Source organism: Microbispora catharanthi (assembly GCF_006334915.2).
GTDB lineage: Bacteria > Actinomycetota > Actinomycetes > Streptosporangiales > Streptosporangiaceae > Microbispora > Microbispora catharanthi.
This window is the reverse complement of record NZ_VDMA02000004.1, coordinates 450307-474382: the sequence shown is the minus strand read 5'-3', so window position 1 is coordinate 474382 and position 24076 is coordinate 450307. Positions and strand designations below refer to the sequence as shown.

General features: G+C 70.4%; 28 protein-coding genes. 5 read left to right on the top strand and 23 right to left on the bottom strand.

The window, feature by feature from the left end:
• Positions 1-44 precede the first annotated feature (44 nt).
• The 14 genes from nuoK to FH610_RS10430 form a co-directional block, all read right to left on the bottom strand.
• Entirely contained in the window at positions 45-341 is a 297-nt protein-coding gene (gene nuoK / locus FH610_RS10490) for an NADH-quinone oxidoreductase subunit NuoK (protein ID WP_139574092.1), read from the bottom strand.
• Positions 338-1252 carry an NADH-quinone oxidoreductase subunit J gene (locus FH610_RS10485; RefSeq protein WP_139574091.1) on the bottom strand — a complete coding sequence of 305 codons (915 nt, stop codon included), beginning with the start codon at positions 1250-1252 and terminating at the stop codon, positions 338-340. Before FH610_RS10485 ends, nuoK begins: the two co-directional genes overlap by 4 nt.
• Complete coding sequence (gene nuoI / locus FH610_RS10480; protein WP_139574090.1) at positions 1245-1760, bottom strand: NADH-quinone oxidoreductase subunit NuoI; 516 nt, start codon at positions 1758-1760, stop codon at positions 1245-1247. The genes FH610_RS10485 and nuoI overlap by 8 nt, the downstream gene beginning before the upstream one ends.
• Entirely contained in the window at positions 1747-3108 is a 1362-nt protein-coding gene (nuoH, locus tag FH610_RS10475; protein ID WP_139574089.1) for an NADH-quinone oxidoreductase subunit NuoH, read from the bottom strand. Before nuoH ends, nuoI begins: the two co-directional genes overlap by 14 nt.
• On the bottom strand, positions 3105-5501 hold the full coding sequence (locus FH610_RS10470) for an NADH-quinone oxidoreductase subunit G (RefSeq protein WP_139574088.1): 2397 nt from the start codon (positions 5499-5501) through the stop codon (positions 3105-3107). Before FH610_RS10470 ends, nuoH begins: the two co-directional genes overlap by 4 nt.
• The gene (gene nuoF, locus FH610_RS10465; RefSeq protein WP_139574087.1) at positions 5498-6784 is read right to left on the bottom strand and encodes an NADH-quinone oxidoreductase subunit NuoF; all 1287 of its coding nucleotides are present in this window, start codon (positions 6782-6784) and stop codon (positions 5498-5500) included. Before nuoF ends, FH610_RS10470 begins: the two co-directional genes overlap by 4 nt.
• On the bottom strand, positions 6781-7455 hold the full coding sequence (nuoE, locus tag FH610_RS10460; RefSeq protein ID WP_139574086.1) for an NADH-quinone oxidoreductase subunit NuoE: 675 nt from the start codon (positions 7453-7455) through the stop codon (positions 6781-6783). The genes nuoF and nuoE overlap by 4 nt, the downstream gene beginning before the upstream one ends.
• On the bottom strand, positions 7452-8768 hold the full coding sequence (locus FH610_RS10455) for an NADH-quinone oxidoreductase subunit D (protein WP_139574085.1): 1317 nt from the start codon (positions 8766-8768) through the stop codon (positions 7452-7454). The genes nuoE and FH610_RS10455 overlap by 4 nt, the downstream gene beginning before the upstream one ends.
• Positions 8769-8817: 49 nt before the next feature.
• On the bottom strand, positions 8818-9483 hold the full coding sequence (locus FH610_RS10450) for an NADH-quinone oxidoreductase subunit C (protein WP_139574084.1): 666 nt from the start codon (positions 9481-9483) through the stop codon (positions 8818-8820).
• The gene (locus FH610_RS10445; RefSeq protein WP_079315518.1) at positions 9480-10031 is read right to left on the bottom strand and encodes a NuoB/complex I 20 kDa subunit family protein; all 552 of its coding nucleotides are present in this window, start codon (positions 10029-10031) and stop codon (positions 9480-9482) included. The genes FH610_RS10450 and FH610_RS10445 overlap by 4 nt, the downstream gene beginning before the upstream one ends.
• 2 nt (positions 10032-10033) lie before the next feature.
• The gene (locus FH610_RS10440) at positions 10034-10393 is read right to left on the bottom strand and encodes an NADH-quinone oxidoreductase subunit A (RefSeq protein ID WP_079315519.1); all 360 of its coding nucleotides are present in this window, start codon (positions 10391-10393) and stop codon (positions 10034-10036) included.
• A 2-nt stretch (positions 10394-10395) separates the two neighbouring features.
• A complete protein-coding gene (locus FH610_RS42800) occupies positions 10396-10554 on the bottom strand; it encodes a hypothetical protein (protein WP_161627966.1) in 159 nt (52 codons plus the stop codon).
• Entirely contained in the window at positions 10551-11822 is a 1272-nt protein-coding gene (locus tag FH610_RS10435) for a geranylgeranyl reductase family protein (RefSeq protein WP_139574083.1), read from the bottom strand. Before FH610_RS10435 ends, FH610_RS42800 begins: the two co-directional genes overlap by 4 nt.
• A gap of 144 nt (positions 11823-11966) precedes the next feature.
• On the bottom strand, positions 11967-12689 hold the full coding sequence (locus FH610_RS10430) for a demethylmenaquinone methyltransferase (RefSeq protein ID WP_139574082.1): 723 nt from the start codon (positions 12687-12689) through the stop codon (positions 11967-11969).
• A 101-nt stretch (positions 12690-12790) separates the two neighbouring features.
• On the opposite strand from FH610_RS10430, the gene FH610_RS10425 reads away from it, so the two are divergent.
• Positions 12791-14038, top strand: a complete 1248-nt coding sequence (locus tag FH610_RS10425) for a hypothetical protein (RefSeq protein WP_139574081.1) — start codon at positions 12791-12793, stop codon at positions 14036-14038.
• On the opposite strand, the gene FH610_RS10420 is transcribed toward FH610_RS10425, so the two are convergent.
• A complete protein-coding gene (locus FH610_RS10420) occupies positions 14035-14244 on the bottom strand; it encodes a DUF4229 domain-containing protein (RefSeq protein WP_079315523.1) in 210 nt (69 codons plus the stop codon). The genes FH610_RS10425 and FH610_RS10420 overlap by 4 nt on opposite strands.
• A gap of 259 nt (positions 14245-14503) precedes the next feature.
• On the opposite strand from FH610_RS10420, the gene FH610_RS10415 reads away from it, so the two are divergent.
• Positions 14504-14725, top strand: a complete 222-nt coding sequence (locus FH610_RS10415; RefSeq protein ID WP_079315524.1) for a BldC family transcriptional regulator — start codon at positions 14504-14506, stop codon at positions 14723-14725.
• Positions 14726-14837: 112 nt separating this feature from the next.
• Here the strand turns inward: FH610_RS10415 and FH610_RS10410 are convergent, their stop codons facing one another.
• Both FH610_RS10410 and FH610_RS10405 read right to left on the bottom strand, forming a co-directional pair.
• Positions 14838-15074, bottom strand: coding sequence for a hypothetical protein (locus tag FH610_RS10410; protein ID WP_139574080.1), 237 nt, complete (start codon positions 15072-15074; stop codon positions 14838-14840).
• Positions 15075-15083: 9 nt separating this feature from the next.
• Entirely contained in the window at positions 15084-16103 is a 1020-nt protein-coding gene (locus FH610_RS10405; RefSeq protein ID WP_205825664.1) for a hypothetical protein, read from the bottom strand.
• Between the two features lie 125 nt (positions 16104-16228).
• On the opposite strand from FH610_RS10405, the gene FH610_RS10400 reads away from it, so the two are divergent.
• Positions 16229-16534 carry a PLD nuclease N-terminal domain-containing protein gene (locus tag FH610_RS10400; RefSeq protein ID WP_167538701.1) on the top strand — a complete coding sequence of 102 codons (306 nt, stop codon included), beginning with the start codon at positions 16229-16231 and terminating at the stop codon, positions 16532-16534.
• A 59-nt stretch (positions 16535-16593) separates the two neighbouring features.
• Here FH610_RS10400 and ccsB read toward each other — a convergent pair whose 3' ends face one another.
• The 6 genes from ccsB to FH610_RS10370 all read right to left on the bottom strand — a co-directional run bounded on the left by ccsB (position 16594) and on the right by FH610_RS10370 (position 22309).
• On the bottom strand, positions 16594-17553 hold the full coding sequence (gene ccsB / locus FH610_RS10395) for a c-type cytochrome biogenesis protein CcsB (RefSeq protein ID WP_139574078.1): 960 nt from the start codon (positions 17551-17553) through the stop codon (positions 16594-16596).
• 3 nt (positions 17554-17556) lie between these two features.
• Positions 17557-19230, bottom strand: a complete 1674-nt coding sequence (gene resB / locus FH610_RS10390; protein ID WP_139574077.1) for a cytochrome c biogenesis protein ResB — start codon at positions 19228-19230, stop codon at positions 17557-17559.
• Positions 19230-19961 (bottom strand): cytochrome c biogenesis CcdA family protein, encoded by a 732-nt coding sequence (locus tag FH610_RS10385; protein WP_139574076.1) that lies wholly within the window; start codon positions 19959-19961, stop codon positions 19230-19232. The genes resB and FH610_RS10385 overlap by 1 nt, the downstream gene beginning before the upstream one ends.
• Positions 19954-20571: a TlpA family protein disulfide reductase gene (locus tag FH610_RS10380; RefSeq protein ID WP_338104528.1), complete on the bottom strand. Its 618-nt coding sequence runs from the start codon at positions 20569-20571 to the stop codon at positions 19954-19956. Before FH610_RS10380 ends, FH610_RS10385 begins: the two co-directional genes overlap by 8 nt.
• Before the next feature lie 76 nt (positions 20572-20647).
• Positions 20648-21388 (bottom strand): histidine phosphatase family protein, encoded by a 741-nt coding sequence (locus tag FH610_RS10375; RefSeq protein WP_139574075.1) that lies wholly within the window; start codon positions 21386-21388, stop codon positions 20648-20650.
• 12 nt (positions 21389-21400) lie between these two features.
• Entirely contained in the window at positions 21401-22309 is a 909-nt protein-coding gene (locus FH610_RS10370) for a LysR family transcriptional regulator (RefSeq protein ID WP_139574074.1), read from the bottom strand.
• Between the two features lie 223 nt (positions 22310-22532).
• Between FH610_RS10370 and FH610_RS10365 the strand changes: the two genes are divergently transcribed.
• Positions 22533-23426, top strand: a complete 894-nt coding sequence (locus FH610_RS10365; RefSeq protein WP_139574073.1) for an EamA family transporter — start codon at positions 22533-22535, stop codon at positions 23424-23426.
• A 52-nt stretch (positions 23427-23478) separates the two neighbouring features.
• Positions 23479-24075 (top strand): Uma2 family endonuclease, encoded by a 597-nt coding sequence (locus FH610_RS10360; protein WP_240808874.1) that lies wholly within the window; start codon positions 23479-23481, stop codon positions 24073-24075.
• Position 24076 lies beyond the last annotated feature (1 nt).

Here is a 24076-nt window from a genome sequence, read left to right as displayed (position 1 = left end):
CCGCCGGAGTGCTGGATGATCTCAGCGGGTTCCACGGCCACCTCTTAGTACTTCAGCAGGCTGGCGTCGTCCACCGACGCGGACCTGCGGGTTCGGAAGATCGTCACGATGATGGCCAGGCCGATGACCACCTCGGCGGCGGCCACGATCATCACGAAGAACGCGATGAGCTGGCCGTCGAGGTTGCCGTTCTGCCGGGCGAAGGTGACGAACGCCAGGTTGCAGGCGTTGAGCATGAGCTCGACGCACATGAACACCACGATGGCGTTGCGCCGTACGAGCACGCCGACGCCGCCGATGGCGAACAGCAGCGCGGAGAGCACCAGGTAGTGCGTGGTCACTTGCCGTCCTCCTCGCTCAGGGACTCCCTCACGGACTCACCGCGCGGGCGGACGACCGGGACCGCCACGACACCGTCCTCATCCATCGGCTCGGTGTCGGGGCCGCCGTCCCTGGCCTCCTCGGCCACGGTGGGCGTGCTGTGCCCGTTCGCGCGCAGCGCGGCCTCCTCCTGCTCCAGCACCTGGGCGACCTCAGGAGACAGGATGCCCTGGGACTCCTCGTACCGGGCGATGTACCGGTTGACCGACAGCGGCGAGACGGACCCGTCGGGCAGCAGCGCCGGCATGTCGATGGCGTTGTGCCGGGCGTAGGTGCCGGGGCCGGGCAGCGGCGCCGGGTTCTTGCCCGTCCTGCCGAAGGTGACGAAGCGCTGCCGGGACAGGTCCTTCTGGGTCGGCTTGGCCTCGGTGCGCTCCCGGTGCGCGAGCACCATCGCGCCGAGCGCCGCGGTGATCAGCAGCGCCGAGGTGACCTCGAAGGCGAACACGTGGCGCGTGAAGATCAGCTGGGCCAGGGAGGGCACGTTGCCCGCCTGCGTGGCGGCGGCCAGGCCCTTGGGCGAGCCGACGACCGCGTTGCCGATGCCGAGGCCGAGCAGGACGGCGAAACCGACCCCGCCCACGATCGCCCAGAACCGCTGTCCCCTGATCGTCTCCACGAGGGAGTCGGACGAGTCCACGCCCACGAGCATGAGCACGAACAGGAACAGCATCATGACCGCGCCGGTGTAGACGATGATCTGCACCGCCGCCAGGAACGGAGCGTCCTGGACCGCGTACAGCACCGCCAGCGAGAGCATGACCACGCCGAGCATCAGGGCCGAGTAGACGGCCCTGCGGCTGAAGACGAGTCCGAGCGCGGCGATCACCGAGACGATCGCGAGCACCCAGAACGTGATGGACTCACCCATTGCTTCGACCCAACCGGTAGTAGTCCTCTTCGGTCTCGCCGAGGCGCATCGGGTGGGGCGGCTGCTCCATGCCCGGTCCGAGCGGCGCGAGGAGCATCTCCTTGGTGTAGATCAACGACTCGCGGCTGGAGTCGGCGAGCTCGTACTCGTTGGTCATCGTGAGCGCCCGGGTGGGACACGCCTCGATGCACAGCCCGCAGAGGATGCAGCGCAGGTAGTTGATCTGGTAGACGCGGCCGTACCGCTCACCCGGCGAGAAACGCTCCTCGTCGGTGTTGTCGCCGCCCTCGACGTAGATGGCGTCCGCCGGGCAGGCCCAGGCGCACAGCTCGCAGCCGACGCACTTCTCCAGCCCGTCGGGCCACCGGTTCAGCTGGTGCCTCCCGTGGAAGCGCGGCGCGGTGGGCCGCTTCTCCTCGGGATAGTTGACGGTCACCGGCTTTTTGAACATGTGGTGGAAGGTGACGCCGAATCCCTTGATCGGGTTCAGCCAATCAGTTGCTCCCACTGGTCACCTCCTTGGCGGCGTCGGAATTGAGACGCGCGGCGGGCACGACTCCGTGGTAGTGCGGGGCGTCGAGCGGCGGCACCGGGAACCCGCCCGCGGCGGGCTCCTCGCGCAGCTGCTCGAACTCCTCCTCGATCGCGGCCGCCTTGGCCTCCCTGCGACGCTGGTTGACCGTGTCGAACCGCAGCCAGATCGCGAAGGCGCCGATGATGACGACCGCGCCGATGGTCAGAATGATCGCCCGGTCGGCCTCGGGCATGCGCAGCGCCTTGAACGTGGCGGCCAGCAGGATCCAGGCCAGGTTGACCGGGATCAGTACCTTCCAGCCGAAGGCCATCAGCTGGTCGTACCGGACACGCGGCAGCGAGGCGCGGACCCAGACGAAGAAGCCGAACGCGATGACCAGCTTGATGAAGAACCACAGCATCGGCCACCAGCCGGAGTTCGCGCCGTCCCACAGGGAGATCGGCCACGGGGCCCGCCAGCCGCCGAAGAACAGCGTGATCGCCATCGCCGAGACCGTGAAGACGTTCACGTACTCGGCGAGCATGAACATCGCGAACTTCAGCGAGGAGGAGTACTCGGTGTGGAAGCCGCCGACCAGCTCGCCCTCGCCCTCGGGGAGGTCGAAGGGCACGCGGTTCGTCTCGCCCAGCATCGTGATCGCGTAGATCAGGAAGGACGGGATCAGCGAGACCACGTACCAGGACGGCGCCGGGATGGACAGCCCGAGGATGTCCCAGGTGCCGCCGCTCGCCTGCTTCGCCACGATCTCCGAGGTGGACAGCGTGCCCGCCTGGAGGAACACCGCGACGAACGACAGGCCCATCGCGATCTCGTACGACACGACCTGGGCGGCCGAGCGCAGGCCGCCCAGCACGGCGTACGGCGAGCGGGAGCCCCACCCGGCGAGCACGACGCCGTAGACACCGATCGAGGCGGTGGCCAGGACCAGCAGGACCGCGACCGGCAGGTCGGTGAGCTGCAGCGGCGTCTTGTGGCCGAACATCCACACCATCGGCCCGAACGGCACGACGGAGAAGGCCAGGAAGGCCGGGACGGCGATGATGACCGGGGCCAGGAAGTAGATCACCTTGTCCACGGTGCGGGGCATGATGTCTTCCTTGAGGCCCATCTTCAGGCCGTCGGCCACCGACTGCAGCAGGCCGAACTTGCCCGCCCGGTTGGGGCCGTAGCGGTGCTGCATGCGCGAGATGAGCTTGCGCTCGGTCCACACGCCCATCAGCACGCCCAGCATCAGGAACACGAAGATCGCGACGGCCTTGATGATGCTGATCCACAGGGGATCGTGGCCGAAGTCGCTCAGCGTGGGTCCGGGGTTGTTCACGAGACGCTCCCGATCGTTACGACGTCTCCGGCGACCGCGCGCAGGTCGCGCGTGACCGACAGGCCGGCGGAGTTGGACGGCACCCACACGACCCGGTCGGGCAGGTCCGCGACGCGCACCGGCACGACCACGTCGTCGCCGATGGTGATCTTGCCGCCGTCGACCGCGCCGATCTCCGCGGCGGTGGCCTCCGACAGCAGCGCCGCCGCCGTGCGGGCGGTCCCCGCCAGGTAGGGCTCGCCGTCCTGCAGCCGGCCGTCGTCGAGCAGCAGGTGCCAGGTCGCCAGCACGGCCTCGCCCGCCTGCGGCTCCCTCACCGGGCGGCCGGTGACCGCGGGCGCGGCCGGGCGGGTGCCCTTCCAGGCGCCGAGCGCGGCCATCTCGCGCCGGGCGGCGGCGGGCTCGGGCAGGCCGAGGTGGACGTCCATCTGGTCGGCGATCGAGGCGATGGCGCGCAGGTCGCTCATCAGGCCGGGGACGGCCGTGGCCACGCCGAACGAGCGGCCCCTGCCCTCCCAGTCGACGAACGTCCCGGACTTCTCGGCCACCGCGGCGACCGGCAGGACCACGTCGGCCCGGTCGGTGACCGCGCTGGCGCGGATCTCCAGGCTGACGATGAACGGCGTGTTCTCCAGCGCCGCCAGGGCCCTTGCGGGGTCGGGCAGGTCGTAGGGGTCCACACCCGCCACGACCAGCGCGTCGACCTCGTCGTTCAACGCGGCCTCGATGATGCCGGCCGTGTCGCGGCCGGGCGCCTCGGGCAGCGAGGCGACGCCCCACACCCTGGCGACCTCCGCGCGGGCGGTCTCGTCGTCGGCCGGGCGGCCGATCGGCAGCAGGCCCGGCAGGGCGCCCGCCTCCAGCGCGCCGCGCTCACCGGCCCGGCGCGGCACCCAGGCGAGCCTGGCGCCCGTGGCCTGCGTGAGCCGTACGAGCGCGGACAGGGCGCCGGGGGCGCTGGCGAGCCGCTCGCCGGCGAGGATGATCGCGCCCGCGGGCAGCAGGTCGCCGCCGACGAGGTCGCCGAGCGCCTCGGCCTCGGCGCCGGGCAGCGTGCGGATCAGCGTGCCCTGCATCTTGGCCAGGCCCGGCGTGGCGAACGGCGCGAGCGAGTAGACCTTCAGGCCCCGCTTGCGCGCCGCCTTGCGCAGGCGCAGGAAGACGATCGGCGACTCCTCCTCGGGCTCGAACCCGGCCAGGAGCACGGCCGGGGCCGTCTCCAGGTCGGCGTAGGAGACCTCGATGCCCTTGCCGGCCACGGCGTGGACGAGGAACCGCGTCTCCTCCTCGGAGTGCGGGCGGGCCCGGAAGTCGATGTCGTTGGTGCCGAGGGCGATCCTGGCGAACTTGCTGTAGGCGTAGGCGTCCTCGACCGTGAGCCGCCCGCCGACCAGCACGCCGGCCTTGCCCCTGGCCTGCAGCAGGCCCTCGGCGGCGACGGCCAGCGCGTCCGGCCAGGAGGTCGGGACGAGCTTGCCGCTCTCGTCACGGACCAGCGGCGACCGCAGGCGGTCGGGCGCGGTGGCGTAGGTGAAGGCCCAGCGGCCCTTGTCGCAGTTCCACTCCTCGTTGACCTGCGGGTCGTCCCCGGCCAGGCGGCGCGTGACCTTGCCGCGGCGGTGGTCGGTGCGCAGCGAGCAGCCCGACGCGCAGTGCTCGCACGCGCTCGGCGTGGAGACCAGGTCGAACGGGCGGGAGCGGAACCGGTAGGCCGCGCCGGTCAGCGCGCCCACCGGGCAGATCTGGATGGTGTTGCCCGAGAAGTAGGACTGGAACGGCTCGCCGTCGGCGACGCCCACCTGCTCCTTGGCCCCGCGCTCGAAGAAGTCGATGAGCGGGTCACCCGCGATCTGCTCGGAGAAGCGGATGCAGCGCGCGCACTGGATGCAGCGCTCGCGGTCGAGCAGCACCTCGCTCGACAGCGGGACGGGCTTTTCGAACGTGCGCTTCTGCTCGACGAACCGGCTCTCGCCCTGGCCGTTCGACATGGCCTGGTTCTGCAGGGGGCACTCGCCGCCCTTGTCGCAGACCGGGCAGTCGAGCGGGTGGTTCAGCAGCAGCATCTCCATCACGCCGCGCTGGGCCTTCTCGGCCACCGGCGAGGTGAGCTGCGTCTTGACCACCATGCCGTCGGCGACCTCGATCGCACAGGACGGCTGCGGCTTGGGGAAGCCGCGGCCGTTGCCCGCGTCGGGGATGTCGACCAGGCACTGGCGGCAGTTGGCCGCCGGCGAGAGCAGCGGGTGGTCGCAGAACCGGGGGATCTGGATCCCCAGCAGCTCCGCGGCCCGGATGATCAGCGTCCCCTTGGGGACGCTGATCTGGAAGCCGTCGATGGTCAGGGTGACCATGTCCACGACCGGCTGCTCCGGCTGCGTCGTCTGAACTGTCACTTGGACCCCCACACCGTGGAAGCGGCGGGATCGAACGGGCAGCCGCCGATCTCGAAGTGCTTGAGGTATTCGTCGCGGAACTGCTTCACCGACGAGTGGATCGGGCTCGTCGCGCCGTCGCCGAGTGCGCAGAACGAGCGGCCGAGGATGTTGTCGGCGATGTCGGTGATCGTGGCCAGGTCCTCCTCGGCGCCCTGGCCCTTCTCCAGCCGCTTGAGCACCTGCTTGAGCCAGTAGGTGCCCTCACGGCAGGGCGTGCACTTGCCGCAGGACTCGTGCGCGTAGAACTCGGTCCAGCGCAGGACGGCCCGCACCACGCAGGTCGTCTCGTCGAAGATCTGCAGGGCGCGGGTGCCCAGCATCGAGCCCTTGGCTCCGACCGACTCGAAGTCGAGCGGCACGTCGAGGTGCTCGGCCGTGAAGATCGGCGTCGAGGAGCCTCCCGGCGTCCAGAACTTCAGCTCGTGGCCCTCGCGGATGCCGCCCGCCATGTCGAGCAGCTCGCGCAGCGTGATGCCCAGCGGGGCCTCGTACTGGCCCGGCCGGGTCACGTGGCCCGACAGGGAGAAGATGCCGAAGCCCTTGGACTTCTCGGTGCCCATCCCGGCGAACCAGTCGGCGCCGTTGGCGATGATGCTCGGCACGCTCGCGATCGACTCGACGTTGTTGACCACCGTCGGGGAGGCGTACAGACCGGCGACCGCCGGGAACGGCGGCTTGAGCCGGGGCTGGCCGCGGTAGCCCTCCAGCGAGTCGAGCAGCGCGGTCTCCTCGCCGCAGATGTACGCCCCGGCGCCGCTGTGCACGACGAGTTCCAGGTCGTAGCCCGAGCCGAAAATGTCCGCCCCGAGGTAGCCCTTCTCGTACGCCTCCCGGACCGCGGCCTGCACTCGGCGGATGACGTGGAGCACCTCGCCGCGGATGTAGATGAACGCGTGGTTGGCCCGGATGGCGTAGGACGCGATGATCACGCCCTCGACCAGCGCGTGCGGGTTGGCCATCATGAGCGGGATGTCCTTGCAGGTCCCCGGCTCCGACTCGTCGGCGTTGACCACGAGGTAGTGGGCCTTGCCGTCACCCTGTGGGATGAAGCCCCACTTCATGCCGGTCGGGAAGCCCGCACCGCCACGGCCGCGCAGGCCGGAGTCCTTCACCGCCTGGATGACGGCGTCGGGGTCCATGCCCAGCGCCTTCTTCGCGGCCGCGTACTCGCCGTACCCGTCGAGGGTGAACGAGTCTGCCTGGTCCCAGTTCCTGGTGAGAACAGGCGTAAGGGTAGTCACTTCTGCTCGCTCCCCTCGGCCTTGGGGGCCTCCCAGCCGTTGGCCTTGGCGACCTTCAGGCCCTCCAGCGACGGGCCGGCGGCCGACGGGCCGTCACCGGCCTGGCCGTCGGGCAGCCCGGCGAGGACCCGGGACGCCTCCTTGAACGTGCACAGCCGGCGCGGGCCGCGGGTGGGCGAGACCTCGGTGCCGGCGCGCAGGTCGTCGACGAGCTGCTTGGCCGACTCCGGGGTCTGGTTGTCGAAGAACTCCCAGTTGACCATCATGACCGGCGCGAAGTCGCAGGCGGCGTTGCACTCCAGCCGCTCAAGCGTGATCTTGCCGTCCGCGGTGGTCTCGTCGTGGCCGACGCCCACGTGCTCGCTGAGCTCTTCCCAGATCTGGTCGCCGCCCATGACCGCGCACAGCGTGTTGATGCAGACGCCGACGTTGTACTCGCCGGCCGGCTTGCGCTTGTACATGGTGTAGAAGGTCGCCACGCCGACGACCTCGGCCTTGGACAGGCCCAGCATCTCGGCGCAGAACTCCTGGCCGTCGTCGGAGACGTAGCCGTCCTCCGACTGCACGAGGTGCAGCAGCGGCAGCAGCGCCGAACGCGGCCGGGGGTAGCGGCCGATGATCTCCTTGGCGTCCGTCTCCAGACGCTCGCGGACCTCGGGCGCGTAACTCATCGGTCCACACCTCCCATGACCGGGTCGATCGAGGCGACCGCGGAGATGACGTCGGCGACCATGCCGCCCTCGCACGTCGCGGGCACCGCCTGCAGGTTCGTGAACGACGGGTCGCGGAAGTGGACCCGGTAGGGCCGGGTGCCGCCGTCGCTGACCACGTGCGCGCCGAGCTCGCCGCGCGGCGACTCGACCGAGGCGTACGCCTGGCCGGCCGGCACCCGGAAGCCCTCGGTCACCAGCTTGAAGTGGTGGATCAGGGCCTCCATGGAGCTGCCCATGATGTGGGCGATGTGGTCGGGCGAGTTGCCGAGACCGTCGGGGCCGAGCGCGAGCTGCGACGGCCAGCCGATCTTCTTGTCCTCGATCATCACCGGGCCGCCCTTCAGCGGGCCGGACAGCCGGTCGAGCGCCTGCTCGATGATCTTGAGGGACTCCTCCATCTCGGCCATGCGGACGAGGTAGCGGCCGTACACGTCGCAGGTGTTCTGCGTCGGCACCTCGAACTCGTACGTCTCGTAGCCGCAGTAGGGCTGCGACTTGCGCAGGTCCCACGGCAGGCCGGCGGCGCGGAGCATCGGCCCGGTGACGCCCAGCGCCATGCAGCCGGTCAGGTCGAGGTAGGCCACGTCCTTGGTGCGCCGCGTGTAGACCGGGTTCGCGTCGAGGAGCTTGCGCATCTCCTTGATCCGCCCCGGCATGACCTTGAGGAACTCACCGATCTTGTCGACCGCGCCGGCCGGCAGGTCGACGCTGACGCCGCCCGGCCGGACGTACGCCATGTTCATCCGCAGGCCGGTGATGTACTCCATCAGGTCGAGCACCATCTCGCGCTCGCGGAAGCCGAACAGCATCGGCGTGGTCGCGCCCAGCTCCAGGCCGAACGTCGCGATCGCGACCAGGTGCGAGGAGATCCGGGTGAGCTCCATCGTCAGGACCCGGATGGCCTGCGCCCGGTCCGGGATCCTGTCGGTGATCCCGAGGAGCTTCTCGACGCCCATGCAGTAGGCGGTCTCGTTGAAGATCGGCGCGAGGTAGTCCATGCGGGTGACGAACGTGACCCCCTGGGTCCACGTCCGGAACTCCATGTTCTTCTCGATGCCGGTGTGCAGGTAGCCGATCACCGTGCGGGCCTCGGTCACGGTCTCGCCGTCGAGGGTCAGCACGAGCCGGAGCACGCCGTGGGTCGACGGGTGCTGCGGGCCCATGTTGACGACCAGGCGCTCGTCGGCCGACTCGCTGACGGTCTTGACCAGCTCGTCCCAGTCCTGACCGGCGACGTCGTAGATCCGGCCCTCGGTCTCGGTGGTGCTCACGACGCTCTCCTCGCTGCCCTCGTCCACTCGTGCAGGTCGCCGCGGATGCTCACGAGTACGACCTCCTCCGGTCCGGCGCGGGGACCTCGGCGCCGCGGTACTCGACCGGGATTCCGCCGAGCGGGTAGTCCTTGCGCTGCGGGTGCCCCTCCCAGTCGTCCGGCATCTCGATCCGGGTCAGCGCCGGGTGGCCGTCGAAGACGATTCCGAAGAAGTCGTACGTCTCGCGCTCATGCCAGTCGTGCGTGGGGTAGACCTGAACCGTGGAGGGGATGTGCGGGTCGGCGTCGGGGGCGGAGACCTCCACCCGGATGCGCCGGTTGTGCGTGATGGAGCACAGGTGGTAGACGGCGCGCAGCTCCGCGCCGGTCTCCTCGGGGTAGTGGACTCCCGAGACCCCGAGCGAAAGCTCGAACCGCAGCGCGGCGTCGTCGCGCAGGTGCCGCATCACCTCGGGCAGCCGCTCGCGCCGCACGTGGAAGGTGATCTCGCCGCGGTCGACGACCACGCGCTCGATGGCGTCGGCGAACGCCGGCTCCAGCGCGTCGGCCACCTCGTCGAAGTACGACCCGTACGGCCGGCTGCTGGACAGCTTCGGCGGGCGGCGGACGACCAGGCGGTTGTAGCCGGAGGTGTCGCCGCTGTCCTTGGCGCCGAACATGCCCTTGCGGGCGACGGGCTCCTCGGGCAGCCCGGGCAGGTTCTCGGTGGTCACTTCCCGGCCCCCTGGTCGATCAGCGGCAGCGTGCGCAGCGCCTGGAGCTCCAGCTCTTCGATCTGCTTCTCGCGGTGCGCGCCGAACTTCATGTTCTGAATCTTGTCGTGCAGCTTCACGATGGCGTCGATCAGCATCTCCGGGCGCGGCGGGCAGCCGGGCAGGTAGATGTCGACCGGCACCACGTGGTCCACGCCCTGCACGATGGCGTAGTTGTTGAACATGCCGCCGCTGGAGGCGCACACGCCCATCGCGATGACCCACTTGGGCTCGGCCATCTGGTCGTAGATCTGGCGGAGGACGGGCGCCATCTTCTGCGACAGCCGGCCGGCCACGATCATCAAGTCGGCCTGCCGCGGGGACGCGGAGGCGCGCTCCATGCCGAAGCGGGCCAGGTCGTGCTTCGGGCCGCCGGTGGCCATCAGCTCGATGGCGCAGCAGGCGAGACCGAAGGTCGCAGGCCAGACGGAGTTCTTCCGGGCCCAGCCGGCCACCTGCTCGACGGTGGTGAGGACGAACCCGCTCGGGAGTTTCTCTTCAAGACCCATGGCTAATCCCAATCGAGGCCGCGACGCCGCCAGACATAGGCGTACGCCACGAGAACGGTGACGATGAACAGCACCATCTCGACGAGCCCGAACACGCCGAGTTTGTCGAAGGCCACCGCCCACGGATAGAGGAAGATGATCTCAATGTCGAACACGATGAACAGCATCGCGGTGATCATGTACTTCAGCGGGAAGCGGCCGCCGCCGACCGGCTGCGGAGTGGGCTCGATGCCGCACTCGTAGGCGTCCAGTTTCGCGCGGTTCCAGCGCTTCGGCCCGGTGAAGGGCGCGATGCTCACGGAGAACACGGCGAATCCCGCCGCGAGGACCGCGAGCACCACGATCGGCACATACAGCTCCATGGCTACATGTCCTCGCTTACTCGGTGAATTTGGGCGATCACGAGAATGCCGGAGAGCGCGGCCGGCCGGGCGGCCGTCTTCGGGGCCGGCGGCGATGTGCGCGTCGTCTCGGTCATGCGGGCTTCGGTCATGCGGGTTCGCGTCATGCTGGCTTCGGTCATGATGGCGGAGCCACCTTCGACAGGGCGTTGATTATGCGGTCGGGGACGTCGCCCCGCCGGTCTGTGAGATTAGCGAGCAGCTTGAAGGCGAATCTCATCAGGGTGGGATGGGGCATCCCGTGCCGGGTGGCGAAGCTCATCACTCCCGGCCTCCCGATCGCCTCGACGAACAGGCGGCCGAGGGTGAAGTATCCCCCATGGGCGTCTTTGAGGATACGCGGGTAGGCGAGTAACACGCGCTCACGCTGGGCGGGCGTCGGCCGGGACAGCGCCTGGACGATCACTTCGGCCGCGGTCCTGCCGGTCTCCATGGCGTACGCGATGCCCTCGCCGTTGAACGGGTTGATCGACCCGCCCGCGTCGCCCACGAGAACCAGCCCGCGGGTGTAGTGCGGCTGCCGGTTGAAGCCCATCGGCAACGCGGCGCCCCTGATCGGGCCCGTCATGTTCTCTTCGGTGAAGCCCCACTCCGACGGCGTGTTCTTCATCCAGCGCCGCAGCAGGTCGCGGTAGTCGATGTTCTTGAACGCCTCGCTGGTGTTCAGCAGGCCGAGGCCGACGTTGGAGGTGCCGTCGCCGACGGGGAAGATCCAGCCGTAGCCGGGGAGCAGGCGGTCGCCGTCCCACAGCTCGAGCCACGTCTCCAGGTAGTCGTCGTCGTGCCGGGGGCTCTTGTAGTAGGTGCGCACCGCCACGCCCATCGGACGGTCCTCGCGCTTGTGCAGGCCCATCGCGAGCGACAGCCGGGTCGAGTTGCCGTCGGCCGCCACCACGAGCCGCGAGCGGTAGGACACCTCCTCGCCGTCCGCCTTGGCCGTCACGCCCACGACGTGGCCGCTGCGCTCGTCGAGCACCGGGCCTGTAACGTTCACGCCCTCGCGCAGCCGGACGCCCGCGCGCTCGGCGTGCCTGGCGAGGATCTGGTCGAAGTCGGCGCGAGTGCGCACGAGGCCGAAGTCGGGGTAGCTCGACAGCTCGGGCCAGTCGAGTTCGAGGCGCACACCGCCGCCGTAGACGCGCAGGCCCTTGTTCCTGACCCAGCCGGGCGCGTCGATGTCGACGCCCATGGCGACGAGTTCCTTCACCGCACGCGGGGTCAGCCCGTCTCCGCAGACCTTCTCGCGTGGGAAGCGCGTCTTCTCCAGCAGCAGCACGTCGAGACCGGCGCGGGCGAGGTGGAAGGCCGTCGTCGCGCCCGCGGGACCCGCACCGACGACGATGACGTCGGCGTCGACCTCTCTCCGCGTCACGCGGGCTTGCTCGCTCACGGGGGACCTATCCGTTCCAGGGAAGGAAGGCCTCGAATTGGTTTAGACCTTCGTGCCTTTGTGAACAACTTCACAAACTGTCGCGCCGCAGTCTAACCCCTATCCGGCGCACAGTGTCAGAGGGGTATGGCCAAGCACGTCCCATCACGCTTTGACCGCCCGGTGCAGAGCCACGATGCCGAGCGTGAGGTTGCGCCAGGCCACCTTGCGCCAGCCGGCCTCCTGGATGATCCCCGCCAGCGCCTCCTGGTCAGGCCAGGCCCGGATCGACTCGGCGAGGTACTCGTAGGAGTCGGGGTTCGAGCTGACCATCCGGGCCACCGGCGGCAGCAGCTTCATCAGATACTGCGAGTAGACGAGGTCGAACGACTTCGGCGTCGGCCGGGAGAACTCGCAGATCACCAGCCTCCCGCCCGGACGGGTCACCCGCAGCAACTCGCGCAGCGCCTGCCCGGTGTCGGCCACGTTGCGCAGACCGAAGGAGATCGTCACCGCGTCGAACGTGTCGTCGCGGAACGGCAGGCGCAGCGCGTCGCCCGCGACGAACGTCACCCCGCGCACGCCCCCGCCGTACAGGCCGGAGCCGCCGCGCCGCTCGACGCCGGTGCGGAGCATGCCGAGCGAGAAGTCGCACGCGATCGCCCGCGCCCCGAGCGCGGTGAACGCGTCGGTCGAGGTGCCGGTGCCCGCGGCGAGGTCGAGGACCAGCTCGCCGGGCCCCGCGTCGATCGCCGCCGCGGTGGCCTTCCGCCACAGGCGGTCCTGGCCGAGCGAGAGGACGTCGTTGACCAGGTCGTAGCGCCGGGCCGTGCGATCGAACATCGCGGCGACCTCGTGCGGCTGCTTGTCCAGCGATGCGCGCGTCATGCACGCAAGCCTAGGCCGCGACGGGCGTGCCCCCTCATCGCCGCCACCGGATGAGCGGAACGTAGTTCATCGATTACGCTGCGTCTGCTAGAAATTGGGGAATGCGCGTCACCACCGCACTGCTCCCAGTCGCATCGCTCGTCACATGCGCCGCCGTCATCCCCGCCGTCCCGGCGTCCGCCGGGACGGCGCAGCCCCGCGTGGTCTCGGAGAACCCGGTGAACACCACTCCGCACGTGCTGGACGGCATCGTCACCGCGTTCGCGCTGGTCGGCCGCACCGTCGTCGTGGGCGGTGAGTTCAGCGCGGTCCGCGAGGCCCGGGGCGGGGAGGACCTGCCGCGGGCGAACGTCTTCGCCTTCGACCTCTACACCGGGCGCGTCCTGCGCGACTTCGCGCCGGACCTCGACGGGCCGGTGGCCGCGCTGGCCGCCGGTCCCGGCGACACGGTCTACGTGGGCGGCGCGTTCGGCGCTCCCTATCGGGGCCTGGCCCGCCTCCGCGTGTCCGACGGCGCTCCCGTCGACGGTTTCTCCGCCCCCGTCTACGGCGGGGACGTCACCAGCCTGGTCCGGCTGGGCGGCGCACTCTACGTCGGCGGCGACTTCAGCAGGATCGGCCGCAGCCCGCGCACCGCACTGGCCCGCGTGGACGCCGAGACCGGCGCGGTGGACCCCCGGTTCACCGTCACGCCGGGGGACGGGCGGCGCGGCGATCCCCGGATCTACGCGATGGCGGCCGTCCGCGACCGCTTAGTCGTGGACGGCTCGTTCACCACGCTCGACGGCCTGCGCCGCCCGCAGCTCGGCGTGATCGACCTGACGACCGGGCGGGTGGCCGACTGGCGCACCGAGGCGTACGCCCCGGCGTGCAAGCCGGACTTCCCGTCGTACGTGCGGGGGCTCGACCTGTCCCCCGACGGCCGTTACTTCGTGGTCGTCACGACCGGCGGGCCGGCGCCGCGCACGTCCAAGCTGTGCGACTCCGCCGCCAGGTTCGAGACGTACGCGAAGGGCGAGGCGGTCCGTCCGACCTGGGTGAACCTGACCGGAGGGGACTCCCTGTACGCGGTCGCGGTCACGGGGTCCGCCGTTTACGTGGGCGGACACCAGCGCTGGCTGGACAACCCGCGGGGCGCCGACACGGCCGGTCCCGGAGCGGCCCGCCGGCCCGGCATCGGGGCGATCGACCCGGTCACAGGCAGGGCACTGCGCTGGAACCCGACGCGGGAAAGGGGAATCGGGGTAAAGGCCTTCCTGACCGTAAAGACAGGTCTTTTGGTGGGAAGCGACACGACGGAGCTCGGGCATGAGTACCATGCCCGCGTCGGCATGTTCCCGACGACCTAGTTCTTCCCCGCCTCACGCCGTTTCCCGGCGATGCGCTCGCTCACCGCGTCGCGCTGTTTGGTCAGCAGCACGTAGCTGGCCAGACCGCTGACCAGGACCGCGAGCAGGAGCAGCGGGAACGACCGCAGGCCGACGAGATACAGGACGCCGAGGGCCACGGCGAACAGGCCGAGGCGCGAAAGGGTGTAAACGACAACCGGATGCACAGCGTCGAGGTTACGTCACTCTCCCGACGCGCCGGTCTCTCTTCGCATCTGCTGCGGGCACTGCTAGTGTTCACAACAAGGCGCTTTTGTAAAGAAACACCCATGAGCGCCCCAAAGAGGCTCTATCATATAACAATCGGGCACTGAGCCGGTAACAACCCGTGATCTTCTGCGAAAACCACGGATAAATCAGGCTTCGCTCGGCACACTGGTTACCTGTCCGCCCGCTGCAGGACGCGGGACGCGAGGGGGAGAGATTGTGGAGAGTAGCAGCGAGCGACTGCTGACTCCTGGAGAGGTTGCCGCTCTCTTCAGGGTCGACCCGAAGACCGTGACCCGTTGGGCCGCGGCCGGGCGCATCAGCAGCATCCGTACCCCCGGGGGGCACAGGCGATTCCGTGAATCGGAAGTGCACGCCCTCCTTCGTGGTGAGGACGTCCTCACGGCCGAACGGCCGAACGGCGACTCCCCGCGAGTCTGACGCAGTACCAGCACCGGGTGATCCTGCGCGCTACCCGGACGCCGCAGGGTCACCGGAGTCAGCCCCACGTCGAGTCTGCGTCCCGGCCTGTCCTGCTCCCTTGCCGGGTACGTCAGTCCTGCTCCGCCTTGAAGGCCAGGAACGCCTGCTCCAGGGCGTCGTCGCCCTCACGCCAGCGGCGCCGCCGTTCGGCGTCCTCCTCCTCGGTGATCGACTCAGCCAGCCAGCGGTCGTAGTCAGGCTCGCCGGGCGCGACCTCCACGTACGCGTTGCCGATGAGGCGCCCGTCGTCGGTGGTGAGTGACGTGGGCACGCGCAGCGTGCCGTCGCCGAGCCGGATCACGTACATCCGAATCACCTAGATTCCGTAACGCCGGTTGAAGAAGAGCATGACGTTGAGGGCGGCCCGCGTGTCGCCGCCCAGCATGTCGACCAGGGCCGGACGCTGCCGGGACGCGATCGCCGCGAACGCGTCGGCGAAGAACTCCTTGCACCCCAGGCCGCCGGGCTGCCGGTGGAACGACGACGCGAACAGCGGCAGGCACTCCTCGTAGAGCGCCGCGAACTCGGGAGAGTCCGAGACCCACTCTCCCGGACCGGCGTCCACGTCGTCCAGCGCGTGTCCGACTTCGTGCATCATCACGTCGGGCGTGGGCGACGGCCGGTCCCCCACCACGATCTTGCGGTCGCCGTACGCGCCGGCGCAGATGTCCCAGGTGGCCCGTCCCGACGGCAGCGGCGCGCCGCGCAGGTAGCCCATGTCGTCCAGGTCGGGCACCCCGCCGCGCCCGACGTAGATGCCTTCGAGCCCGATGGCGAGCTTGGTCTTGAGCTGCTCGGGCAGCCTCGCCAGGCTGTCCACGGCCCGTACGGCGTCGGCGGAGGGCGGCCCTTCGGCGGCGTCCCACTCGCGGTACAGGATCCGCTCCAGCGGCCCGCAGTGCCGTCTGCCGTCCCGCAGGTCGGGCGCGTCGGGAGAGTGGGGCGCGGCCCGCGTCGGGAGGTCGTCGAGCTCGAAGTCCCGCCAGGTGTAGTGCGGCCGGTCGTCCGCCACGGGCGCCGTCACCGTGTGGACCCGATCCACCGGCTGCTCCGGCGGCCATCCGGTCCAGTCGGCGCCCCACCGTGCATCCCCCTGCGCGTCCCACTGTGCGTCCCACTGCGCATCCCACTGTGCGCGACGGCCCTGCGGCCGTTCCGCGGACCGTTCTGTGGGCCGGTCCTGGGTCCGCTCCGCCGTACGGTCGGCGGCCCGGTCGGAAACACGATCGGGAGGGCGTTCGGGGAGGTCCGTACGGCGGTGGGAGGACCAGTAGGGCCCTCGCTGCCACCACCGCGACCCCCGCCGGTGGCGGCCCCTGTCGCCCGGCTCCGCCATCGCACCCCTCTGTCAGGCTCCGCGTTCCCGGCATGCCGTGTACCGGTCCACCGTACGTTGCCGGGCTGCCCCCGTCACCCCGAAGGCCGACACGATCAGTCACCGGTATGGCTTACCGTGTGGGCATGCCTAGCGTGATTATCGGCCTGGCGCTGCTTGCCCTCTGGCTTTACTGCCTGTTCGACGTGATCACGACCCCCGAGGAGGATGTGCGCAATCTCCCCAAGTTCATGTGGGTCCTCATCGTGATCTTCTTGGCGGACGTGGGCGCGCTGACCTGGCTCCTCGTGGGTCGCCCCCGTGCCCGGCACGCCATGTACGCGGCGGGTGGCGGCGGCCGGTGGGCCCAGAGCGCCGACGTGCCCCGCGGCCCCGACGACGACCCCGAGTTCCTGCGCAGCCTGGAGCGGCGCCTGCGCGACGAGGACTGATCCTCCCCCCGGACGCCGCCCATCCCCAGGCGCCCCTCTCCCCCGGGCGCCGCCCGTCTTTACTTGGGCACGTCGGCGTAGGAGTGCAGTCCCGAGAAGAAGATGTTGACGCCGACGAGGTTGAACAGCAGGCAGGCGAAGGCGACCAGCGAAACGACCATCGCGGCCTTGCCGCGCCACCCGGCCGTCGCCCGGGCGTGGAGATAGGCGGCGTAGACCACCCACGTGACGAACGCCCACACCTCCTTGGGGTCCCAGCCCCAGTAGCGGCCCCACGCCCGGTCTGCCCACAGAGCGCCGGCGATGACGGCGAAGGTCCAGATCGGGAAGGAGATGACGATCGCGCGGTGCGCGACGCGCTCCAAGCCCTCCCTGCTCGGCAGCACCGACGGCCGCCCGTCCTTGCGGATCAGGTAGAGAATCGCGCAGACGCCCGCCAGGATGAACAGCCCGCTGGCCACGATCGCCGCCGTGACGTGGATCGCGATCCAGTACGAGTGCAGCGCGGGCATCACCGGGCCCGCCTGGACGTGCAGGAACAGCACGGCGAAGCCCAGCCCGAGCGCCGCGGTCACGGTCACGAACGCGCCGAGGAAGCGGATCGGCTGGCGGATCAGCAGCGCGAGGAACGCGGTGACGGCGGCGAAGCAGATGGCCACCACGAACTCGTACATGTTGGCCCACGGCCACCGGTCGACGGCGATGCCGCGGGTGAGGATGCCGCCGAGGTTGCCGGCCCACGCGATCCAGGTGAGGACCACGCCGATCGTTCCCGCCCGGACCGCCCACGCGGCCGGCTGCGGGCCTGGATCCTCCGTCGTGTCTCCAGTCGTGTCCTCCGGCAGCGCGGGACCGCCCGCGCCGACCAGCTGCCGCCGGCGTACGGCCACGACCGTGCGGGCCCGGCCGAAGGCGAGATCCAGCGCGTAGCAGATCATCGCGGCGAGATACAGCAGGACGGTGGCCAGGATGAGCTGGTCGCTCAGCGTGGCGAGACTCTCATTGACCTCGGCGGGCATCACTCACTCCTCGTCCGGGCGGGCGCCCGGCGCAGCGTTTCCGGTGGGCGCGTCCGGTGCGCCGCCGTCCGGTTTGTCGGCGGACGGGTCGTCGGCGGGCGGGTCGCCGCGCAGGGCGGTGACGATCTGGGTGAACTCCTCGGCGAAGGCCGCGCCGCCGCCTTCGGTGCGGGTCAATCCTCCCACCGTGACCGTCCCGTCCTTCACCCGCACCCAGACGCGGCGGCGGCGGATCGTGAGGGACAGCACGAGCCCGATCACCGCGGCGGCCGCCGCCAGCAGGGCGGGCTCCCGGCCCGGGTCGTAGGTGATCTGGAGGCTGATCCACTCCTTGACGCCGGTGAACTGGATCTTCCCCGCGCCGTCGGCGAGTTCCTTGGTCTCGCCCACGTTGAGCGGGGTCGGCTGGGCCGACATCTTGCCGAGCGGCTTCAGGTTGGTGGTGTCGAGCTGGTACACCGACTGCGGCTGCCCCGACTTCAGGCCGAGGTCGCCGCCGAACGGGAAGACCTGCACGGTCGGGTTCGCGGCTCCCGGGAAGATCGACACCCAGGCGTCGCCGTTCGGCACGGTCGTGGGCAGGAAGCGCGCCAGGAACCCGAGCTGGGTCGGCTGGGCGTCCGGCACCTTGATCACACACTCGGACGTGTACGTGGCCTGGTCGCCGGCCAGGCACGGCACCGGGCCGTCGTAGGCCACCTGGCCCTTGCCGTCGGTCACCCGGAACGTGGGGGCGTAGCCGTGCCCGATCAGGTAGGTCAGCGTGCCGTTCACGTCCAGCGGGTCGTTGACCTTGAGGTCCACCTCGCGCGGCGCGGCCGTCGGCGAGTCCTGCACGGTCAGCTTGGCGAGGTAGTCGAGCGGCTGGCCCTGCTTCTCCCCCGCGGCGACGTAGCTGGCCTGGAAGTCCTTCAGGGTGAAGGAGAACGGCTCAAGCGACTCGGCGGTGACCCGGCTGCCGGGCATGAAGCGGTCGTATGCGGCCACGGCGTTGGAGAAGCCGTCGCCCTCCACCACCAGCACGTTGCCGCGGTAGCCGAACAGGCCTCCGGCGCCGACGGCGAACAGCAGCACGAGCAGCGCGACGTGGAACAAGAGGTTGCCCGTCTCGCGGAGGTAGCCCTTCTCGGCCGACACCCAGCCGTCGCCGGTGACCACCCGGAACCGCCTGCGCCTGAGCGCGGCGGCGGCCTCCTCCAGCGTGAGCCCGCCCTCGAACGCCTCGCTGTGCGGCAGGCGCAGGAGGTTGCGCGGCGCGGCGGGCGGGCGGCGCCTGATCTCCTTGATGTGCGTCAGCGCGCGCGGGAACACGCACCCGGCCAGCGAGATGAACAGCAGCAGGTAGATCGCGGCGAACCAGGGCGAGCTGAAGACGTCGAACAGCCAGAACCGGTCGAGCCACTTCGCCTGGGTCGGGTTGTTCTTGAAATACTGCGCGACCCGGCCCGGATCGACGCTCCGCTGCGGGTAGACGGACCCGGGGACCGAGCCGAGCGCGAACAGGAACAGCAGGATCAGGGCCGTGCGCATCGAGGTGAGCGTGCGCCAGGTCCAGCGCATCCAGCCGACAGGCCCCAGGCCGACGGGCTTCGTCCGCTCCTGTGCCTGCTGCTCGGCCTGCTCCTGTGCCGCGGGCTCGTCCCGTACGGCGGAGGCGAGGTCGTCGGGGGCGCTCATCAGATCACCGGCCTGAAGCCGCCGACCCACACCTGCAGGTGGACGATGATCTCCGACCACTGCCCGGTCACGAGCAGCACGCCGACGGCCACGAGCATCGCGCCGCCGACCTTGGTGATCAGCGGGGTGTGGCGGCGCACCGCCTTGAACGTGTGGAGCGCCTTCCGGTAGGCCAGCCCCGCCAGCACGAACGGCAGGCCGAGGCCCAGCGCGTACGCGAAGGCGAGGGCGGCGCCGCGCAGCGCGCTGCCCTGGTTCACCGAGAGCGTCATCACCACCGCCAGCGTCGGGCCGATGCACGGCGTCCAGCCGAGGCCGAAGACGACCCCGAGCAGCGGTGCCGTCGCGATCCCTGCCGCGGGAAGCCGATGGATGCGCACGTCACGCTGGAGGCCCGGGACGATCCCCACGAAGGCCAGCCCGAGCACGATCGTCACCACGCCGAGAACCCTGGTGATCACGTCGGCGTTGCCGTGCAGCGCCGCGCCGAGGCCGCCGAACAGCGCGCCCCCCAGCACGAACACGACGGCGAACCCGAGCACGAAGAGCGCGCTGCCGAGCACCATCCGGCCCCGCTTCTGGTCGCCGCTCATGCCCGTGACGTACGACAGGTAGCCGGGGACCAGCGGCAGCACGCACGGCGAGACGAACGACACGAGCCCGGCGACCGCCGCGATCGGCGCGGCCAGCAGCAGCGACCCGGTCGCGACGGTGCTGCCGAGGTCACTCATCGGTCACCTTGGTGACGGCCGACAGCAGGTCGTCGTACTTGACCGCGCCGAGCGCGCGGGCGGCGATGCGGCCCTGGGCGTCGATGATCAACGTGGAGGGGATGGCGGCGGGCGGCACCGTGCCCTGGAACTGCAGCAGCACCTTGCCGCTCTGGTCGTAGATGCTCGGGTAGCCCGGCTTGACCGCCCGGTCGTACGCCTGCGCGGACGCCTCGAGGTCCTTGAAGTTGACGCCGAGGAACTCCACGCCCTTGGACTTGGTGGTCGCCGCGATGTCCTTGAGCGTGGGCGCCTCCGCCCGGCAGGGCGCGCACCAAGAGGCCCAGAAGTTCAGCACGTGGACCTTGCCCGCGGTCAGCGAGGCCGTGCCGCCGTCGAGGGTCTGCCCCTCGATCACGGGCGCCTTGTGGCGCTGCGCGGCGGCGAAGAACTCGACACGACCGTCCCCCGCGACGAAGCGCGTGTCGCCGGAGCGAGGCTGGGCCGCCTGACCGCCCGCGCAGCCGGCGAGGGTCGTCGCGGCCACGGCCGCGGCGACGAGCGCGGTCAGACGCTTGGCGGTGGCGCGGTTGGCGGTCACGCGGTTGGCGGACAGGCGCTTGGCGGACACGGGAGGAGGATCTCCTTGTACTACAACCGGTAGAGCTGTAAGCCTACCGACCGGTGCGGGTGCCCCGTTCGGCGGGTCACACGCCGGGGACGGATCGCGGTCCGGGCGTCTCCTCGTCCTCCGAGCCCGCCCGAAGGGCCTCCGGGAGCGCCTCGTCGGCCTTGTCGAACAGCGCGGCCTCACCCTGCGGCGGCGCACCGGCCCTGAGCAGCGCACCCGCGGGCTCGCTGTAGCCGACGCTGATGAGCCGATCGCCCTCGAAGGTCAGGCTGGTGAGGCTGGCGAGCGCGCACTGGCGGCGGCGTGGGTCATGCCAGAGCCGCCTGCCCTCGGCCGCCAGCCGGATGATCCAGATGGGCAGCTGGTGGCTGACGAGCAGTGCCTCGTGGCCGCGCGCCGCCGCCCGCGCGTCGTCCACGACCGCCTTCATGCGCGCCACGACCTCGGTGTACGCCTCGCCCCACGACGGACGGAACGGGTTCCTGAAGTGGCGGTAGGAGCGGGGGTCGCGGAAGACGTTGTCGCTCCCGGTCATCCGAAGACCCTCGAAGACGTTGCCCGCCTCGATCAGCCGCTCGTCGGTCGCCACCTCCAGACCCAAGGCCAGGGCGGCCGGCGCCGCGGTCTCCTGGGCGCGCTCCATGGGCGAGCTCCACACCGCGACGATGTCCCTGCCCCCGACGGCCTTGGCGACCACCTCGGCCATCCGGCGGCCGGTCTCGGACAGGTGGTAGCCCGGCAGCCTGCCGTACAGGACCCCACGGGGATTGTGAACCTCACCGTGCCGGAGCAGGTGAACGATGGTCATCTCTGTCATGACCTGGACAGCCTACCCGCCGAGCAGCTCTGAGCACGCGGAGCGCAGCGCGTCGGCGGCGGCGCGGATCGCGGGACGCCGGGCGGCGTCGGTGCGCCAGACCGCGTAGATGCGCCGCACCGGCGGCGGCTGGACGGCCAGGACGGCGACGCCCTCGGGCAGCGGTCCCCGGCCCAGCCGGGGGATGAGCGCGCAGCCGTGGCCCTCGGCGACCAGCGCGAGCTGGGTGGGGTACTCGTCGGCCATGCAGACGATCCGCGGCTCCCGCTCCTCGGAACGCAGCAGGAACACCAGGAAGTCGTGACACACCGTGCCGGGGGTCGAGCTGATCCAGTTGTCGCCGGCGAGGTCGCTCAGCCGCACCCGGTCGGCGTTCACCAGGGGGTGGTCGGCCGGCACGACGACGTCGGCCACGTCGTCGAGCAGCGCCGTGCGCGACAGGCCCTCGGGCAGCGCCATCGGCCGGTTGAGCCAGTCCTGCAGGACGGCGAGGTCGAGGTCGCCGCGTGCCAGTTCGCGGATCTGCCGCTCCGGCTCCCTCTCGTAGACGAGCAGGTCGAGATCGGGATGCTGCCTCTTGAGCGTGGTCAGGGCGCGCGGCACGATGCCCCGGGCCGCGGTGGGGAAGGCGGCCATGGTCAGCTTGCCGACCACCGCCCCGCGCAGCGCCTCGAAGTCGGCCTCCGCCGTCTCCACGAGCGCGAGGATGCGCTCGGCGTGCTCGGCGAGCAGCCCGGCGGCGTCGGTCAGCTTGACGCCGCGCCCGTTGCGCTCGATCAGGACGGCGCCGGTCTCCCGTTCGAGCTTCGCGAGCTGCTGGGAGATCGCCGAAGGGGTGACCATCAGCGCCTCGGCCGCCGCGCCCACGGAGCCGTAGACCGACACGGCGTGCAGTGCCTTCAACCGGTTCAGGTCCAACATGTAGACAGTCTAAACCGTGCTGCTTAGAAAAACTTGTTTGCGCTCAACTGTTTAGCGATGCGACGATATAGACATGCGAATCTTCAACAAGCTCTTCACGAAGTCCACCCGTTCCGAGCAGACCTCCTATCTGGAGACGCTGGCGAGGCAGGCCAGGCAGACCCGCGAGCGCCGTCCCTCGCGCTGATCTCCCGCCGATCTCCCGCTGATCTCCCTCTGATCCATGCGCCCCCGCCACCTGGCCCTCGCCGTCGCGCTCGCGGCCGTCTGGGGCGTCAACTTCGTCGTGATGCAGACGGGCCTGAAGCACTACCCGCCGCTGACGTACGCCGCACTCCGGTTCCTGCTGGCCGCCTTCCCCGCCGTACTGGTCGCCGGAGGGCCGCGCGTGCCCTGGCGGTGGGTGCTGGCCACCGGCGCGTCGCTGGGCGTCGCCCAGTACGGCCTGCTCCTGCTCGGAATGCGCGCCGGGATGCCTGCCGGGCTGACCTCCTTGGTCATCCAGGTGCAGGCCGTGTTCACCGCGCTGTTCGCGACCGCGCTGCTGGGCGAACGGCTCGGCCCTCGGCGGATCGCCGGGATGGCGGTGGCCTTCGGCGGCCTCGGCCTGATCGCGGCAGGCGTCGCCGCGAGGTCGGGGGCGATCCCCTTCGGGGCGTTCCTGCTGTGCGTCGGCGCGGCGGCCGGGTGGGGGCTCGGCAACGTCGCCACCCGCAAGGCCGCGCCGCCCGACTCCCTGCGGTTCATGGTCTGGGTCAGCGCGGTCTCGGCGCCGCCCCTCCTGGTGCTTTCCCTGGTGACCGAGGGACCGTCCTCGCTGACGTCGTTCACGGCCGAGGCCGTGGGGGCCGTGCTCTACACCGCGTTCCTGTCCACGCTCGGCGGCTTCGCCGTGTGGGGGTGGCTGCTGGCGCGCTACGACGCCTCGGTGGTCGCGCCGTACAGTCTGCTCGTGCCGGTCTTCGGCATCGCCTCCGCCGCGCTGTTCACCGGAGAGCCGATCTCCCCTCTCACGGTCGCCGCGGGCGTCCTCATCCTCGCCGGCCTCCTGCTCGCCAACTCACGCCGCCGTACGGCTCCCGCCTCCCAAAAGCACCCCCTCCCCGCCTCCCGCTGACCCACCCCCGGTCTACACGCGGAGTGACGGTCTCGTCACTACACTGCCTGACGTGAGCAGCGCGTTCGAGTACTGGCCGGCACCGCCTCCCTGGGGGTGGAGCGTGGACGACCTCGATCATCTGCCCTGTGAGGGTCCGAACGGCGAGCCCGACTTCTTCCGGCACGTGGAACTGATCGACGGAGCGCTCGTCTTCATGGCCCCGCAACAGCGGTTCCACCAGCGCTTGATCCAGGAGTTCACCAAGCGCCTCGACGACCAGGCTCCCGGCTATCTGGCGGCAGTCCATCGCATGGACGTCAAGCTGGGCCCTCGGACGCGTCCGTGCCCGGATCTGATGGTCATCGACGCCGAGGCCGCGGCGGACAACGCGCGTACTTTCTACGAGTCGCGAGAGGTCCATCTCGTGGTCGAGATCGTCTCCCCCGAGTCGGTGGAGCGCGACCGCAAACTCAAGCCGCTGCGGTACGCCGAGGCGGGCATCCCGCACTTCTGGCGGGTGGAGGAGAGCGACGGGCGTCCCGTCGTCTACGTGTACGAACGGGACCCCGCCACGGGCGTGTACACGCCGACCGGGATCCACCACGGGCACCTGGCGGTGCAGGTGCCCTTCCCTTTCGAGGTGGATCTCGATCAGCTGGTGAAGTGAG

Coding starts and splice junctions, on each gene's coding strand:
- FH610_RS10485 (WP_139574091.1), bottom strand. CDS start 1,252: ATGGGTGAGTCCATCACGTTCTGGGTGCTCGCGATCGTCTCGGTGATC.
- nuoE (WP_139574086.1), bottom strand. CDS start 7,455: ATGAGTTACGCGCCCGAGGTCCGCGAGCGTCTGGAGACGGACGCCAAG.
- FH610_RS10445 (WP_079315518.1), bottom strand. CDS start 10,031: ATGGGTCTTGAAGAGAAACTCCCGAGCGGGTTCGTCCTCACCACCGTC.
- FH610_RS10440 (WP_079315519.1), bottom strand. CDS start 10,393: ATGGAGCTGTATGTGCCGATCGTGGTGCTCGCGGTCCTCGCGGCGGGA.
- FH610_RS42800 (WP_161627966.1), bottom strand. CDS start 10,554: ATGACCGAAGCCAGCATGACGCGAACCCGCATGACCGAAGCCCGCATG.
- FH610_RS10430 (WP_139574082.1), bottom strand. CDS start 12,689: ATGACGCGCGCATCGCTGGACAAGCAGCCGCACGAGGTCGCCGCGATG.
- FH610_RS10425 (WP_139574081.1), top strand. CDS start 12,791: ATGCGCGTCACCACCGCACTGCTCCCAGTCGCATCGCTCGTCACATGC.
- FH610_RS10410 (WP_139574080.1), bottom strand. CDS start 15,074: ATGTACGTGATCCGGCTCGGCGACGGCACGCTGCGCGTGCCCACGTCA.
- FH610_RS10405 (WP_205825664.1), bottom strand. CDS start 16,103: ATGGCGGAGCCGGGCGACAGGGGCCGCCACCGGCGGGGGTCGCGGTGG.
- FH610_RS10400 (WP_167538701.1), top strand. CDS start 16,229: ATGCCTAGCGTGATTATCGGCCTGGCGCTGCTTGCCCTCTGGCTTTAC.
- ccsB (WP_139574078.1), bottom strand. CDS start 17,553: ATGCCCGCCGAGGTCAATGAGAGTCTCGCCACGCTGAGCGACCAGCTC.
- resB (WP_139574077.1), bottom strand. CDS start 19,230: ATGAGCGCCCCCGACGACCTCGCCTCCGCCGTACGGGACGAGCCCGCG.
- FH610_RS10385 (WP_139574076.1), bottom strand. CDS start 19,961: ATGAGTGACCTCGGCAGCACCGTCGCGACCGGGTCGCTGCTGCTGGCC.
- FH610_RS10375 (WP_139574075.1), bottom strand. CDS start 21,388: ATGACAGAGATGACCATCGTTCACCTGCTCCGGCACGGTGAGGTTCAC.
- FH610_RS10370 (WP_139574074.1), bottom strand. CDS start 22,309: ATGTTGGACCTGAACCGGTTGAAGGCACTGCACGCCGTGTCGGTCTAC.
- FH610_RS10365 (WP_139574073.1), top strand. CDS start 22,533: ATGCGCCCCCGCCACCTGGCCCTCGCCGTCGCGCTCGCGGCCGTCTGG.